The sequence below is a fragment of the Nonomuraea spiralis genome (assembly GCF_014648435.1).
Taxonomy (GTDB): Bacteria; Actinomycetota; Actinomycetes; order Streptosporangiales; family Streptosporangiaceae; genus Nonomuraea; species Nonomuraea spiralis.
On the sequence record NZ_BMRC01000024.1, the window covers coordinates 40,543 to 55,111 of the forward strand.

The following is a 14,569-nucleotide window of genomic DNA, read 5'->3' on the forward strand; positions in this document are numbered from 1 at the left end:
CTCCTGTCAACACAATCCCCGCTACACTGCGTCGTGGCTTGAGGACAGAGAGTGAGACATCATGAGTCATCTCGACCGCCTGCGGGCCGTCTTCCGCACGGCGCTCAATCTGTCGGCCGACGCCCACGTCGACCGCCTCGAATACCGCGGCATCCCCCAGTGGGACTCCCTGGCCCACATGGCGTTGATCGCGGCGATGGAGGACGAGTTCTCCATCATGATCGACACCGACGACATGATCGACATGAGCTCGTTCGCCAAGGCGGGCGAGCTGCTGGAGAAGCATGGAATCGGCGCAGCCGCGGTCTGAGGCCCCCGTCGCCCTGGTCACGGGGTCGACGAGGGGCATCGGCCGCGCCATCGCCACCACCCTGTCCGCCGCGGGCTACACCGTCGTCCTGCACGGCCGCGACGCCGAGCGCGCGGAGAAGGCCGCCGCGGAGGTCGCCGCGCAGACCGGCGGCCCGACGGGCTGCGTCCACGGCGACGTGGCCGACCGGAGCGTGGTCGCCGGCCACATGCGCGAGATCACCCGCTGCCACGGGCGGCTCGACGCCCTGGTGGTCAACGCCGGGGTGCACGCCTCCGGCCCGCTGGCCATGGCGCGCGCCGAGACCATCGACGAGCTCTACCGCACCAACGCGGTGGCCCCGGCCCACACGCTGCAACTGGCGTTCCGGCCGCTGCTGCGGGGGCAGGGCCGCGCCGTCGTGCTGGTCTCCTCGGTCATGGGCCGCGCCGGCGGCGCCTACCAGGCGGCCTACTCCGCGACCAAGGCGTCCGTCATCGGCCTCACCCTCGCCGCCGCCAAGGAGCTGGGCCCGGCGGGCATCAGGGTCAACGCCGTCGCCCCCGGCTACGTCGAGACCGACATGCTGGAGACGCTCCAGCCGGGAGCCCGCGAGGCGGCGGTGACGGCGACCCCGCTCCGGCGCCTCGGCAGGCCCGACGACGTCGCCAGGTCGGTCGCGTTCCTGCTCTCGCCCGCCGCGTCGTTCATCACCGGCCAGGTGCTCGGGGTCGACGGCGGGCTGGTGCCGTGATGTTCCCGTCCCCGCAGGCCCGGCTCGTCGCCGCCGGTGACCAGGAGGCCCTGGCCGGCGACGAGCTGACCCGGCGCGTCAACCGCGTGGCCGAGGCGCTGTCCAGGCTGCGTCCCGGGCCGCTGTTCTGCGGCATGCGCAACAACCCGGCCTCCGTGCTGCGCTACCTCGCCGCCTGGCAGACCGGCCGGCCGATCGCGCTGCTCGACCCCGACCTGTCGGCCGCGCCCCTGGCCGACCTGGTGAGCCGGTTCCGTCCCGTGGCGCTGGTGGGGTTCACCCACGTGGCCGACGGCCCGCCGGCCGGCCGCGGCCCGGCCCCCGACCCGCATCCCGACCTGGCGGTGCTCCTCGCCACGTCCGGCTCGACGGGCAACCCCAAGCTGGTGCGCCTGTCCCGCGAGGCCGTCTCGGCCAACGCCGCCGCCATCGCCTCGGCGCTGTCGATCATGCCCGGCGAGATCGCGCCCACGAGCCTGCCGCTCCACTACAGCTACGGCCTGTCCGTGCTCAACAGCCACCTGGCCGCCGGCGCGACGGTCGTCCTGACCGAGGCCGGGCTGCTCGAACGGTCCTTCTGGACACACCTCGACGAGCACAAGTGCACCTCGCTCGCGGCCGTCCCCTACCAGTACGAGATGCTGCGCCGGCTCCGCTTCGACCGCGCCGAGCATCCCACGATCAGCACGCTCACCCAGGCGGGCGGCCGGCTCAATCCCGAGCTGGTGCCCCTGTTCGCCGCCCAGGCCGACCGCTTCTTCGTCATGTACGGCCAGACCGAGGCAACGGCCCGCATCACCGTCCTGCCGCCCGACCGGCTCGCCGACAAACCGGGCTCGGCCGGGCAGGCCGTCCCCGGCGGGCGGCTGACGATCGACGAGGGCGAGGTCGTCTTCCACGGGCCCAGCGTGATGATGGGCTACGCCGACAGCGCCGCCGACCTGGCCAGGGGCGACGACCTGGGCGGGGTGCTGCGTACCGGCGACCTCGGCCGGCTCGACGACGAGGGCTTCCTGTACATCACCGGCCGGCTCAAGCGCATCGCCAAGATCTTCGGCGTACGGATCAACCTCGACGACGTCGAGCTCCTGCTGCGCGACACCGTGCCCGTCGCGGCGACCAGCGGCGACGACCGGGTGACGGTGTGGGCCGAGGGGCTCGACATCGCCGCGTGCCGCAACCTCGCCCGGCGGCTGGGCGCCGAGCTGCGGCTGCACTGGAGCGGCTTCGACGTCCGCCCCGTCGAACGGCTGCCGCTGCTGCCCACCGGCAAGATCGACTACCGCACCCTGGAGTCCCGCACGGAGGCGGGTTGATGAGTGTGTTCACGCTCGATTCGGTCGCGCGGGAGGTGGCGCTGGCCGGGGAGCTGGCGGCGCTGACCGAGCGGCACCGGCGGGCGTGCGCGCCCTACCGGCGGATCCTCGACGCGATCGGCTCACATCCGCCGTACGAGCGGGTGGTGGACCTGCCGTGGCTGCCGGTGCGGTTGTTCAAGACCCACGAGCTGCGCAGCGTACCGTCCGAGCAGGTGTTCCGGGTGCTGACCTCCAGCGGCACCACCGGGCAGCGGCCGAGCCGGGTCTACCTCGACCGGGAGGCCGCAGCCGCGCAGCCGCGCATGCTGGCCGCGACGTTGCGGGCGGTGCTGGGCGAGCGGCGGCTGCCGATGCTGATCGTCGACGGCCGGTCGGTCGTGCGCGACCCGACCCTGAGCGCCCGGGGAGCCGGCGTGCTCGGGATGATGAACTTCGGCAGAGACCACACTTTCGTCCTCGACGAGCGGGGCGAGGTCGACGCGGAGGCCGTCAAGGCGTTCCTGGCCCGCCACGGCGGTGAGCCGTTCCTGATCTTCGGGTTCACGTTCATGGTCTGGCTCTTCCTGCTCGGCCTGGGGGCCGACCTGTCGCAGGGGGTGCTGATCCACTCCGGCGGCTGGAAACGACTGGCCGAGCAGGCCGTCGACAACGACGGTTTCCGCCGGCGCCTGGCGGCCGAGTGCGGCCTGACCAGGGTGCACAACTTCTACGGCATGGTCGAGCAGATCGGCACCGTCTTCCTGGAGGGCCCCGACGGCGACGGCCTCTACTGCCCCGACTTCGCCGACGTCGTGATCCGCGACCCCGACACCTGGCGGGAGCTCCCGCCAGGTGTGCCGGGCCTGATCGAGGTGGTCAGCACGCTGCCCACCTCCTACCCCGGCCACGCGCTGCTGACGGAGGACCTGGGCATGGTGCACGGCGTCGACGACGGCCACTGGCCGGGCAAGCGGTTCAGCGTGCTGGGCAGGCTGCCGCGGGCCGAGGCACGCGGTTGCAGCGACACGTTCGGGCAGGGCGGCCGATGACCGATCAATCGATCACCGCCCGGATCCCGCGGGTGGGCGGCGGCGCCGAGATCGTGGTGCGCTTCCCGGCCGGCGACTCGCCCGTCCGCGTCGAGGACCTGGTCGCCGGGATGCGGCAGGGGGTGCCCCTTGAGGTGGGCGACGAGCGGGTGCGCGGGTTCCTGACGGCGTTCGGCAGGCGGTTGTTGCGGCCCGCGCTGGCCCGCCGCCATCCCGAGCTGGGCTCGCTGGGGTTCTTCCTGCGGCCGAGCGAGCTGGCCCGCACCCTGGAAGGGCTGCGCACCCATCACGTACGCGTGCCGCGCGGCCTGGTCTTCCACCTCCCGCCCGCGAACGTCGACACCGTCTTCGTCTACTCCTGGGCCCTGTCGGCCCTGATGGGCAACCGCAACGTCGTCCGGCTGTCGCCGCGCGCGGGCGCGGTCGCCACGGTCATCGTCGACACGCTGCGCGAGGCGCTGGCCGACGCCGATCCGGTGGTGGCGGCGACGCAGCGGATCGTGTCCTACGACCGCCGCGCGCAGGCGGTCACCGCGGGCCTGTCCGCCGCCTGCGACCTGCGGGTCGTCTGGGGCGGCGACGACACCGTGCGCGAGGTGCGCCGCCATCCGCTCGCGCCGCACGCCCGTGAGCTGACCTTTCCCGATCGTTCGTCGTTCGCGGTGGTGAACGCGGCGGCCTGGTTGTGCGCGCCGCGAGTGGCCAGGGTGGCGGCGGCGGAGGGGTTCGTCAACGACGCCTACTGGTTCGACCAGGCCGCCTGCTCCTCGCCCCGCACGGTCTTCTGGGTGGGGGCCGACGACGACTGCGATTCGGCGCGGGAGGACTTCACCGAGCAGGTGTCGCGGGTGCTGGCCGGGCGCGGGTGGGGTGTCGACGCGGCGATGGCGGTGGAGAAGCGGGTGTCGGTCTACGGGCTGGCCGCCGACGGGCTGGTGGACATGATCGAGTTCCGGGGCAACGCGCTGGCCAACGTGACGCTGGCCGCGGCGGCCGCGATGCCGCGGCGGTGGCTGGGAGCCGGGACGTTCGCGCATGCGCGGGTGCGGGCGCTGGCCGAGCTGATCCCGCTGGTCGAGCGTAAGGACCAGACGATGACCCACTTCGGGTTCGCGCCGGACGAGCTGGAGGAGCTGGCCAGGGGGCTCGGGGGGCGTGGGGTCGATCGAATGGTGCCGGTGGGGAGCGCGTTGAGCTTCGACCGGGTGTGGGACGGGGTCGATCTGCCGGGCGAGTTCACCCGGCTGGTGACCGTGGTCAGATGAGCCCGCGCCGGGCTGACCGGCCGCGGTCGGGGCCGGCGTCCCGATGACGACCGTCCCGCCGATCCGGGGGCTGAGTTCGGTGGGCGCGGGTGGAGTGGTCGTTGTCGGGGGGTTTGGTGGGGGATGACGGTTGCGGCGGTTGAGGAGGTCGTACGGCTCGGCGGGCGGCCTTGGTGGCGGCTTGCCGGGTCGGGGTGGGTGCCGGCGGGGGTGGTGCTGGCCGCGGCCGTGGTGGTGCTGCTGTGGTGCGGGGTGCCGGTCCGTGATCTGGTGGCGTTCGGGGGCTGTGTCGGGCTCGGGGTGGCGCTGCCGGGGACGTTGTTGTGGCGGGCCTGTACGGGCGGCGGCCGGTCGCTGCCCGAGGACCTGGCCGCCGGACTGGCTCTCGGGTACGCGTTCGAGGTGCTGCTCTACATCCCCGCGCGGGCGGCGGGCCTGCCGCTGCTCGTGGCGGCATGGCCGGTCGCGGTGGCCGGGACGTTCCTCGCGGTGCCCGGGTTGCGGCGTCACTGGCGGGGCCGGGCCGGGCGGGAGCGGATGCCCTGGTGGTGCGCGTGGTCGCTGGCGGGGGTCGCCGGTTACCTGCTGGCCTTCTGCGCCCGCTCGCTCTACCGGGTACCGATCACGGACGCGTACGTCGACATGCCCTACCACCTGGCCCTGCTGGGCGAGGTCAGGAACCACGTGCCGCCCACGCTGCCGTCGGTGCTGGGCGAGCGGCTGTCCTACCACTGGTTCGTCTACGCCGAGATGGCGGCCACGAGCTGGGTCACCGGGATCGAGCCGCTGACGCTGGTCTACCGGCTGTCCACGTTGCCGATGATGTTCGCGATGGTCGTGCTCGTGGCGGTGCTCGGGCGGCGGCTCGGCGGCCGGTGGGGTGCGGGGGTCGCGGCGGTCGGCGTCACGTACTTCCTGTTCGCCCCGGCCTTGCGGGAGGGTGTGGTGTTCACCTCGCGGTCGATGTTCACCGTGTGGGCCAGCCCGACGCAGACGTTCGGCGCGTTGTTGTTCGCGCCGGTGGTGCTGGTGCTCACGGCGAGGCGGCCGAGGGGGTGGACGGCGGCGGCCGTGTTGCTGCTCGCGCTCACCGGGGCGAAGGCCACGTTCCTGCCGCTGTTGCTGACCGGGCTGGTGTTCGTGCTGGTCGTACGGTTGCCGGTGGAGCGGCGGCTGCGTCTGGAGTGGGTCGTGCCGGCGGCGATCACGTTCGGCTGCCTGCTGATCGCGCAGTTCGTGGTGTTCGGGCGCGGGGCGCAGGGCACGGTGGTGGCGCCGTTCGCCACGATGCGCACGCTGTGGGGGGTGGTCGCGGACGTCGCGCCGCCCGCGCTGGCCGCAGAGCCGTGGGGGCCGGTGCTGGTGTTCGTCGGTCTTCACCTGTTCTGCCTGGTCTGCGTGTGGGGTGGCGTGGCGGCGTTGGGGGGCCGGCTGCTGGATCCCGAGGTGTTGTTGCCGGTCGGGATCGGGCTGGCGGGCATCGGTGCGATCCTGGTGCTCGGCCATCCGTCCGACGCGCAGCTCTACTTCCTCGAAGGGGTGCGGCCGTACCTGTCGATCGCGGCGGTGTGCGGGGTGGTGGCGGCGCTGGAGCGGCGGCGGGTGCCGTGGGCGGTGGTCGCGGGGGCGGCGGGGCTGGGGGTCGCGGTGGCCGTCGTGGCCGCGCGGCTGGAGCCGCCGGGTGGGGTGCTGGTCCGGGTGCTGGTCCCGTACCTGGTGCTCGCGGGGGTGGCGGCGGGGGTGCTGGCGTTCCGGCGCAGGGGGTTCGCGCTGGCGGTGGTGGCGCTGCTGGCCGGGTACACCGGCCCGACCTCGCTGCGGGAGACCGTCGTGCACGTCGCGCCCGAGTCCTGGAAGCGCGAGCGGCTGATCCCCACCGGGGCGCTGGAGGCCGGACGGTGGCTGCGCGACCATTCCTCGCCCGGCGACGTGGTGGCCACCGACCTGCACTGCCGCAACCCGGTCCCACGCCGTACGTGCGACAGCAGGCACTTCTGGGTGTCGGGGTTCACCGAGCGCCGGGTGCTGGTCGAGGGCTGGGGGTACGCCGAGAGCACGCTGTCGCGCGCCGAGTTGTTCGTGACCCCCTACCTTCATGTGCCGTTCGCCGACCAGGCGCGGCTGGCCGACAACGACGCGGCCTTCCGGGAGCCGTCGGCCCGCAACGTCCACCGACTGGCCCAGAAATACGGCGTCAAATGGCTATTTACCGGCATAAATCCGGCGTTGGGGAAATACGCCAAGCTCCGCTTCCAGAACGCCGACTCCTCCGTGTACGAGCTCACGACCGGGTAAAGATTGCCCTCGTTCATGGCATGGTGAACAGAAACGGCACGCGCCCCTCTGGACGTCCCCAGCACCATTTCCGTGGACCTACCGCCACAAGCGATCAGGGAACTCTATGGACACGCGTGCTGCCATGGACCCGAGCACCGACGTACTCGACACCTCGGCCGGTCTGGCGACCGTCGACATCGTCATCCCCGTGCTCAACGAGGAGCGCGCCCTGCCGGGCTGCGTGCGCACGCTGACCGGGTTCCTGGAGGACAACTTCCCGCTGCCGTGGCGCATCACGGTCGTGGACAACGGCAGCACCGACGCCACCTGGCCCATCGCCACCGGTCTGGCCGCCGAGCACGACCGCGTGCACGCCCGCAGGCTCGACATCCGCGGCCGGGGAGCGGCGCTCAAGGCGGCCTGGCGGGAGAGCCCGGCCGACATCGTCGCGTACATGGACGTCGATCTGTCCACCGACCTCGGCGCGCTGTTCCCGCTGGTCGCGGCAGTGGCGAGCGGGCATTCCGAGATCGCCATCGGCACCCGGCTGGCCCACAGTGCCCGCACCCTGCGCTCGGTCCGCCGCGAGGTGGTCTCGCGCAGCTACAACGCGCTGCTCAGGTACGGGTTCGGGGTCAGGTTCAGCGACGCGCAGTGCGGCTTCAAGGCGGCCAGGACCGGCGTCGTCAGGCCGCTCATGGACAAGATCGAGGACGACGCCTGGTTCTTCGACACCGAGTTGCTGCTGCTGGCCGAGCACAACGGCCTGCGCGTGCACGAGGTGCCGGTCGACTGGATCGAGGACACCGACTCACGCGTCCGCGTGGTCAGGACGGCGATCGACGACCTCAAGGGCCTGGCCAGGGTCGCCTGGTCGATGTCGACGGGCCGGGCCGAGGTCGAGGTGGCGCGTTCGGAGCTGACGCCGACGCATCCCGACGCCGTGGTCGCCCGGCCGCGGGCGGTGACGCTGGCGAAGTTCACCTCGTTCGCCGCGATCGGCGTGTTCTCCGTCCTGCTGTACGCGCTCATCTACCTGCCGTTGCGCGGGGTCTGGTCGCCCGCCCCGGCCAACCTGGGCGCGCTCGTGCTCACCGGGTTCGTCAACACCGAGGCGAACCGGCGGTGGACGTTCAATCGGCTGGGCGGGCGGCGTACCGCGATGCATCTGCGGGCGGCGCTGCTCTTCCTGGTCAACTACCTGCTGACCACCTCGGCCGTGCTCGGGCTGCGCGGCATGTCGCCGGGGGCCGGGCGGCTGATGGAGATGAGCGCGGTGGTCGCCACCTATGGTCTGCTCACCTTGATCCGTTTCACCGCACTCGACCGCTGGGTCTTCTCCCGTACGAGGAAATAAGCCTTATGGACACCACTGAAATCCGCCGGCTGGTCGCGCTTGAGGACGCCCACTGGTGGTACCGGGAACGCCGCGCGATCCTCCGCAGGGAGTTGCGCGGGCTGGGCCGTCCCGGGCGGGCCCTGGACGTCGGCGCGGCCGGCGGCGGGAACACGCGGGTGCTGGTCGAGGCCGGATGGGACGCCACCGCGACGGACTACTGCGAGAGCGCCGTGGAGATCGCCAGGGAGCGCGGGCTCAGATCCGTACGCGCCGACGCGCGGGCGTTGCCGTTCGAGTCGTCGAGCATGGACCTGGTGACCGCCTTCGACGTGCTCGAACACATCCACGAGGACCATCTGGTCACCGAGGAGATCGCCCGGGTGCTGGCCCCCGGCGGGCACACGCTGATCGCCGTCCCGTGCGACATGGCGCTGTGGTCGGCGCACGACGACGCCGTGGGCCACGTACGCCGCTACGACCGCGACACCCTGACCGACGTGGTGGAGAAGGCCGGGCTGACGGTCGAACGCCTGTGGAGCTGGAACGTGCTGCTGCGGCCGCTGGTGGCCCGGCACCGGCGGCGCTCGACAGGCAGCGACCTGCAGAAGACGCCCGCGCTGGTCAACGCCGGCCTGTCGCTGGTCGTACGCGCCGAACGCCATCTCCCGGTCAGGTCGCTGAAGGGTGTGACGCTGTTCCTGCGGGCCAGGCCGGCCCGGTAGGGCCGCGAACCTGTCGGAGGGCGGGACAGGTCTCAAGTCGATGACCGCGCGCGCGGGCGGGCTTCGATGGTCCTAGGCTGTCGCCTGTGGTGATTCACGCCTTGCTCGCGGCCACTCTGGCCCTGACCGCGGCCCCTGCCGCCCCCGCTGCCGCTGCCGCCGCCCCGAAGGTCGACTGCGCCCGTCTCAAGTGCCTGGCGCTGACGTTCGACGACGGTCCGAGCGAGCACACGCCCACGCTGCTGAAGGTGCTCAGGAAGGAGGGGGCCAAGGCCACCTTCTTCCTCGTCGGCAAGCAGGTCGAGCGGCGCGCGGCGCTGGCCCGGCAGGAGTCCGAGGAGGGGCACGCGATCGGCGACCACACCTACTCGCACCCTTCGCTGCCGACGCTCAACGACAACGCCATCCTTGAGGAGCTGCGTACCACGCAGGCTCTGATCGAGGAGGCCACGGGTCGCCGGCCGACGATGTTCCGGCCGCCCTACGGCCACACCGACGACCGCGTGCTCCGCATGGCCGACCAGCAGGACCTCGCCGAGATCCTGTGGACGGGCACCACGCTCGACTGGAAGCTGCGCGACGCCAAGAAGATCAAGGCGACCGTGCTCAAGCTGGCCAAGCGCGACGGCGTCATCCTCATGCACGACACGGTCCCGCAGACCGTCAAGGCGATGCCTGAGATCATCAAGGAGCTCAAGAAGCAGGGCTACACGCTCGTCACCGTCCCGACGCTGCTGCGCGGCAAGGGGCCGGAGTCCGGAGTGAGCTACTTCTGAGCACGTCTCCCTCCGAAGTCCTGGAACCATGGAGAGTGTCAGCACCGCCGTCGCACGGCCGAGGCCGTGGGTCGCCCTCGCGACCTTCCTGATCATTCAGGCGGTGCTCGCCTGCTGGTGGGCAGCCTTCTACCCCGGGCTGTTCAGCCGCGACTCGGTGCTCTACCTCAGCCACACGATCGTCGGGCCCTGGGTGAGCGATCATTCGGTGGCCTACGACGCGCTGCTGTGGCTCAGCTTCACCAAGACCGGTGACCTCGGGGCGGTCACGTTCGCGCAGACCACGGCGATGGCGGGGGCGCTGACGTACCTGGCGCGGTCGCTCGGGGCGTTGGGGGCGCCGCGGCGGACCACGACGCTGGTGGCGATGCTGGCGCCGCTGACGCCGACGGTGGGGGCGTTCACGGTCACGTTGTGGAAGGACGTGCCGTTCACGATCTGCGCGATCATGATCGCGGGAGTCTGCGCGCGCATGGCCGCGCGCCGGCGCGTGTCCCTGGCCGGGCTCGGCGTGCTCATGACGTTGCTCGGGCTCTTCCGCGCGAACGGCTTCCTCGTCGTGGGCATCGCCGTCGCCGTCCTGCTGGTGATCGTGGCCACGCGGCGGGTCCGCCTCGCGCTCGTCGGGGCGGTGGCGGCCGCCGTTCCGCTGCTGCTCACGAACCTGCTGTTCCCGCGGCTCGGCATCGCGGCCCCGTCGAAGACGTACGTCTACCACACGGCCTTCGCCGACGTCGCGGTGGCGTTCAGGGAGCGGCCAGAGCTGTTCACCCAGCAGGACAAGGAACTGATGGCCTCGGTCGCGCCGCTCAGCAGGTGGTGGGAGGGCGGCACCTGCGCCACGGTCAACCTGCTCATCTGGCGGCGGGACTTCAGCTGGCAGGCCGCCGACGCCCGCGCGAGCGAGTTGCTGGGCGTGTGGCAACGGCTGCTGACCGGCGATCCCGGCCTGATCATCGGCACCCGTCTGTGCCGGGGGGCGATCGCCTGGAGCCCGGTGCAGGATCCGTACGTGGTCGGCGGGACGACGTACCGGTTCTCGCGGCGGCCCACGGCGGACACGTACGTGGGGCCGTACAAGGTGCCGGACTTCGCCGGGCGGGGGGTGTTCTCGCTCCGGCCGCTGTCGGCGGAGCTGAACCTGGTCGCCGAGCCGTGGCTGACGGGGGCGCTGGCCCCCGAATGGGACTGGGTGTGGTGGCGGGGGGCCTCGTGGGCCTACCTGTCGTACGCGGCGGTGGCGCTCGGGGCGCTGGCCCTGCGCAACCGGTACGTCCTGGGGGTGGCGGCGGTCGTGGCCGGGCAGCAGCTCGCCGTGCTGGCCAACATCTCGGCGCAGGACTTCCGGTACATGGCCGCGCCGATCTTCGTCGGGCTGCTGCTGACGCCGTTGCTCGTGGCGAGCGTGGGACGGCTGCTGCTCGCCGCCGCCCGGTCGGCGTGGCGCACGCTGCGGCGTCCGGCCCCGCCCCCGGAGGCGGCCGACTAGGCCAGGCCCTGGCCGTCGGGCAGCCGGGTACGGCCCGGCAGCCGCACCACGGTGACGAAGAACTCGTCGATCTGCCGGATGACGGCCATGAACTGCTCAAGGTCGACGGGCTTGGTGACGTACGCGTTGGCGAACAGCTTGTAGCTGCGCAGGATGTCCTCCTCGGCCGAGGAGGTGGTCAGGACGACGACCGGGATCGCCCGCAGCTCCGGATCGCCCTTGATCTTCTCCAGCACCTGCCGCCCGTCGTACTTCGGCAGGTTGAGGTCGAGCAGGACCAGGTCGGGCCGGGGCGCCTCGGTGTAGGCCCCGCGCTGGTAGATGAAGTCGAGCGCCTCCAGGCCGTCGCGTACGACGTGGAGGTTGTTGCGGATCTTGTTGTCCTCGAACGCCTCGCGGGTGATGAGCTCGTCGCCGGGATCGTCCTCGACCAGGAGCACTTCGATGGGCTGGACGGTCATGCGGGTGCTCCTTCGTCGGTGACGGCGGGCAGGGTGAAGCTGATCCGGGCGCCCTCGGTGTAGCCGGTGTCGAGCCAGATCGTCCCGCCGTGGTTCTCCACGATCTTCTTGCACATCGCCAGGCCGATGCCGGTGCCGGTGTACGCCTCGCGGCTGTGCAGGCGCTGGAAGATGATGAAGATCTTATCGGCGAACTCCGCGTCCACGCCGATGCCGTTGTCGCTGACCGCGAACAGCCAGTCGTTCTCCCGCTGCTCGCAGGTGATCGTGACGCGGGGCACGCGGTCGGGGGCACGGAACTTCAGCGCGTTGCCGACGAGGTTCTGCCAGAGCATGCCGAGCATCGTGGGGTCGCCGATCACGCGAGGCAGCGGGTCGGGCCGCTCGATCTGCGCGCCGTTCTCCTCGATGACGGCCGACAGGTCCACGAGCGCCTTCTCCAGCGCCTCTTCCAGCTCGACGGGCTTGCGGTCGTCGTACAGGCGGCCGACGCGGGAGAAGGTGAGCAGGTCGTTGATCAGGACCTGCATACGGGTGGCGCCGTCGACGGCGAAGTGGATGTACTGGAGGCCGCGTTCGTCGAGCACGTCGCCGTAGCGCTTCTGGAGGAGCTGGCAGAAGGTGGCGATCTTGCGAAGCGGCTCCTGGAGGTCGTGGGAGGCGACGTAGGCGAACTGCTCCAGCTCGGCGTTCGACCGCCGCAGCTCCTCGGCCTGGGCGTCGAGGCCCGCCGCCTGCTCGCGCAGCAGGACGTGCTGCTGACGGGACTCGCCGAGGGCTTCGACGATCTTCGTACGCATCGACTCCACGTCGCGGGCGACCTCTCGGATGTCGGCCGGCCCGCTGACCGGGATGGCGCGGTCGAAGTCGCCGGCGGCGATGTCGCGGGCGGCCTCGCGCAGCTCGTCGAGCGGCCGGCCGATCGCCCGCCGCAGCAGGACGGCCATCGCGACGCCGGCCATCAGGAACAGGATCAGCATGACGACGAAGGCCAGGTTGCGGACCCGTTCGACCTGTTCCAGCTCCTCCTGGGCGAGCCGGCGGGCCTTGGCCAGCCGGTCGTCCTGCCGGTCGAGCAGCGTCCTGATCTGGTCGAACGCGTGCTTGCCGCTCTCGATCCGGCCGGCGGGGATGGCGCCGTCGGCCCGGCGGTCGGCGGTGAGCGGTTCGGCGTAGTCACGCCGCCAGGCGGCCGCCGCGTCGCGGACGGCGTTCAGCTCGCCGACCAGCTCGGGCCGGTCGCCGATGAGCGCGGCGATACGTTCGCGGCTGCGCCGCTCGGCCTCGATCCCGGCGGTGTACGGCTCCAGGAGGTCGTCGTTGCCGGTCAGCAGGAAACCGCGCACGCCGGTCTCCTGGTCGATCAGCGTGCTGCGGAGCTGGGCGGCCTCGATCCTGGCCGGCGAGATGCGCAGGATCACCTGGTCCGACAGCCGGGCGGTGCGGTCGAGCATGACCGTGGCGATCACGACGCAGGCGACCACCAGGACCGAGACGGCCGCGATCATCACCACGAACCAGCCGTGCACGGTCAGCCGCCGCAACCCCCGGTCGGCCCCTGGCTTGACGGAAACCTGGCGCACGGGTGCCTGTCCGCTCACGATTCGTCTTTCCAGCGCAGGTGCACGACGGCGACGTCGTCGGCCGTCGCGTCGGGGACGGAGGCCGACTCGACATCGGCCAGGATCGCGTCGAGCAGCTCCTCGCTGCCGAGCCCCGTCCACCGGTGGGAGAGCTCCAGCAGGCCCTCCTCGCCCAGCCACCGGGGTGTGTCCCCCGGGAGCCGGCGCTCGAAGAGGCCGTCGGTGTAGAGCGTCACGCCGCCGCCCTCGGGCAGCTCCAGCAGGTCCGCCTCCCAGTCCGCCTCGATGGGCAGGCCGAGCGCGGGCCCCTGCCGAGGGTCGGCGAGGAGTACCGAATCGGGTGTGTGCAGCAGCAGGCCGGGATGCCCTGCGCGCCACAGGCGCATGGTGTGCCGGTCGGGCTCCAGGACGAGCATGGACATCGTCACGAAGATCTCCGAACTGGCGCGCTCGGCCTTGAGTATGCGTTCGAGCTGGCGCAGCAGGGGGACGCCGGTCATGCCGCTGAGCACCAGCGCCCGCCAGGCGATGCGCAGGCAGACGCCGAGCGCGGCCTCGTCGGGGCCGTGGCCGCACACGTCGCCGATCACCGCATGCACGAGCTTGTCGTCGGACTCGACGACGTCGAAGAAGTCGCCGCCGAGCGTGGCCGAGCGGCTGGCCCGGTAGCGCGAGGCGACCTCCAGCGGCACGCGCTGCAGCAGCGGCGTCGGCAGCAGGCCGCGTTCCAGGCGGGCGTTCTCCTTGGCGCGCAGGCGTGCGGTGTGCAGCGCGACGGCGGCCTGCTCGGCCTGCTTGCGTTGTATGGCGTAACGCAGGGTGCGGCCCAGCCATTCGGCCTCGACACGGCCCTTGACCAGGTAGTCCTGGGCTCCGGCGGTCACCGCGGCGAGGCCGGCGCCCTCTTCGGCCAGGCCGGTCAGCACCACGACCGCGGCGTCGCCGGCCGACTCCAGCACCGATGACAGCGCCGAGAACTCGTAGGAGTCGGGCAGGCCGAGGTCGAGCAGCACGCACTGCGGGCGCAGCCAGGCCAGCGCCCGCCGCGCCTCGTCGACCGAGCGCGCCCACTCCAGCCGTACGGCAAGGCCGCTGTCCTCCAGCAGCTCCTGGACGATCAGCGCATCCTGCGGATCGTCCTCCACGAGCAACACCAACGGCTGCCGGACACCCTCACTCGCATGGGCCATGTTGGCAATTGCACCCTTCGTCACCGGCACCGAGCTCTAGCGGATCGACGCCTCAGGTGCCCCACTGCCCACTACGG

Annotated in this window: 13 protein-coding genes; 10 read left to right on the top strand and 3 right to left on the bottom strand. The window is 71.9% G+C overall.

Features of this window, described 5'->3' with window-relative positions; all coding sequences use genetic code 11:
* Positions 1–61: 61 nt before the first annotated feature.
* The 10 genes from IEZ27_RS40030 (at position 62) to IEZ27_RS40075 (ending at position 11,258) form a co-directional block, all read left to right on the top strand.
* The gene (locus IEZ27_RS40030; protein ID WP_125644530.1) at positions 62–310 is read left to right on the top strand and encodes an acyl carrier protein; all 249 of its coding nucleotides are present in this window, start codon (positions 62–64) and stop codon (positions 308–310) included.
* Complete coding sequence (locus IEZ27_RS40035) at positions 285–1,043, top strand: SDR family NAD(P)-dependent oxidoreductase (RefSeq protein ID WP_189652045.1); 759 nt, start codon at positions 285–287, stop codon at positions 1,041–1,043. Before IEZ27_RS40030 ends, IEZ27_RS40035 begins: the two co-directional genes overlap by 26 nt.
* Positions 1,043–2,359: an AMP-binding protein gene (locus IEZ27_RS40040; protein WP_189652046.1), complete on the top strand. Its 1,317-nt coding sequence runs from the start codon at positions 1,043–1,045 to the stop codon at positions 2,357–2,359. Before IEZ27_RS40035 ends, IEZ27_RS40040 begins: the two co-directional genes overlap by 1 nt.
* The gene (locus IEZ27_RS40045) at positions 2,359–3,390 is read left to right on the top strand and encodes a LuxE/PaaK family acyltransferase (RefSeq protein WP_189652047.1); all 1,032 of its coding nucleotides are present in this window, start codon (positions 2,359–2,361) and stop codon (positions 3,388–3,390) included. The genes IEZ27_RS40040 and IEZ27_RS40045 overlap by 1 nt, the downstream gene beginning before the upstream one ends.
* Positions 3,387–4,655, top strand: coding sequence for an acyl-CoA reductase (locus tag IEZ27_RS40050; RefSeq protein ID WP_189652048.1), 1,269 nt, complete (start codon positions 3,387–3,389; stop codon positions 4,653–4,655). Before IEZ27_RS40045 ends, IEZ27_RS40050 begins: the two co-directional genes overlap by 4 nt.
* Before the next feature lie 123 nt (positions 4,656–4,778).
* Positions 4,779–6,950 (top strand): hypothetical protein, encoded by a 2,172-nt coding sequence (locus tag IEZ27_RS40055; protein ID WP_189652049.1) that lies wholly within the window; start codon positions 4,779–4,781, stop codon positions 6,948–6,950.
* Positions 6,951–7,056: 106 nt separating this feature from the next.
* Complete coding sequence (locus tag IEZ27_RS40060; RefSeq protein ID WP_189652050.1) at positions 7,057–8,289, top strand: glycosyltransferase; 1,233 nt, start codon at positions 7,057–7,059, stop codon at positions 8,287–8,289.
* Positions 8,290–8,294: 5 nt separating this feature from the next.
* Positions 8,295–8,993 (top strand): class I SAM-dependent methyltransferase, encoded by a 699-nt coding sequence (locus IEZ27_RS40065; RefSeq protein ID WP_189652051.1) that lies wholly within the window; start codon positions 8,295–8,297, stop codon positions 8,991–8,993.
* 86 nt (positions 8,994–9,079) lie between these two features.
* The gene (locus IEZ27_RS40070; protein WP_189652052.1) at positions 9,080–9,769 is read left to right on the top strand and encodes a polysaccharide deacetylase family protein; all 690 of its coding nucleotides are present in this window, start codon (positions 9,080–9,082) and stop codon (positions 9,767–9,769) included.
* 28 nt (positions 9,770–9,797) lie between these two features.
* Positions 9,798–11,258 carry a hypothetical protein gene (locus IEZ27_RS40075; protein WP_189652053.1) on the top strand — a complete coding sequence of 487 codons (1,461 nt, stop codon included), beginning with the start codon at positions 9,798–9,800 and terminating at the stop codon, positions 11,256–11,258.
* On the opposite strand, the gene IEZ27_RS40080 is transcribed toward IEZ27_RS40075, so the two are convergent.
* Genes IEZ27_RS40080 through IEZ27_RS40090 form a run of 3 tightly spaced genes read right to left on the bottom strand, consistent with a single transcriptional unit; the run spans position 11,255 to position 14,492 of the window.
* Positions 11,255–11,719 carry a response regulator gene (locus IEZ27_RS40080; protein ID WP_125644550.1) on the bottom strand — a complete coding sequence of 155 codons (465 nt, stop codon included), beginning with the start codon at positions 11,717–11,719 and terminating at the stop codon, positions 11,255–11,257. The genes IEZ27_RS40075 and IEZ27_RS40080 overlap by 4 nt on opposite strands.
* A complete protein-coding gene (locus tag IEZ27_RS40085; RefSeq protein WP_229824775.1) occupies positions 11,716–13,320 on the bottom strand; it encodes a sensor histidine kinase in 1,605 nt (534 codons plus the stop codon). Before IEZ27_RS40085 ends, IEZ27_RS40080 begins: the two co-directional genes overlap by 4 nt.
* On the bottom strand, positions 13,317–14,492 hold the full coding sequence (locus tag IEZ27_RS40090; RefSeq protein ID WP_189652054.1) for a PP2C family protein-serine/threonine phosphatase: 1,176 nt from the start codon (positions 14,490–14,492) through the stop codon (positions 13,317–13,319). Before IEZ27_RS40090 ends, IEZ27_RS40085 begins: the two co-directional genes overlap by 4 nt.
* Positions 14,493–14,569: the final 77 nt, after the last annotated feature.

What these genes read in the sequence shown, in the direction of transcription:
- IEZ27_RS40065 (WP_189652051.1), top strand. Translation starts at nt 8,295, where the DNA reads ATGGACACCACTGAAATCCGCCGGCTGGTCGCGCTTGAGGACGCCCAC.
- IEZ27_RS40075 (WP_189652053.1), top strand. Translation starts at nt 9,798, where the DNA reads ATGGAGAGTGTCAGCACCGCCGTCGCACGGCCGAGGCCGTGGGTCGCC.
- IEZ27_RS40080 (WP_125644550.1), bottom strand. Translation starts at nt 11,719, where the DNA reads ATGACCGTCCAGCCCATCGAAGTGCTCCTGGTCGAGGACGATCCCGGC.
- IEZ27_RS40035 (WP_189652045.1), top strand. Translation starts at nt 285, where the DNA reads ATGGAATCGGCGCAGCCGCGGTCTGAGGCCCCCGTCGCCCTGGTCACG.
- IEZ27_RS40090 (WP_189652054.1), bottom strand. Translation starts at nt 14,492, where the DNA reads ATGGCCCATGCGAGTGAGGGTGTCCGGCAGCCGTTGGTGTTGCTCGTG.
- IEZ27_RS40045 (WP_189652047.1), top strand. Translation starts at nt 2,359, where the DNA reads ATGAGTGTGTTCACGCTCGATTCGGTCGCGCGGGAGGTGGCGCTGGCC.
- IEZ27_RS40060 (WP_189652050.1), top strand. Translation starts at nt 7,057, where the DNA reads ATGGACACGCGTGCTGCCATGGACCCGAGCACCGACGTACTCGACACC.
- IEZ27_RS40055 (WP_189652049.1), top strand. Translation starts at nt 4,779, where the DNA reads ATGACGGTTGCGGCGGTTGAGGAGGTCGTACGGCTCGGCGGGCGGCCT.
- IEZ27_RS40040 (WP_189652046.1), top strand. Translation starts at nt 1,043, where the DNA reads ATGTTCCCGTCCCCGCAGGCCCGGCTCGTCGCCGCCGGTGACCAGGAG.
- IEZ27_RS40030 (WP_125644530.1), top strand. Translation starts at nt 62, where the DNA reads ATGAGTCATCTCGACCGCCTGCGGGCCGTCTTCCGCACGGCGCTCAAT.
- IEZ27_RS40050 (WP_189652048.1), top strand. Translation starts at nt 3,387, where the DNA reads ATGACCGATCAATCGATCACCGCCCGGATCCCGCGGGTGGGCGGCGGC.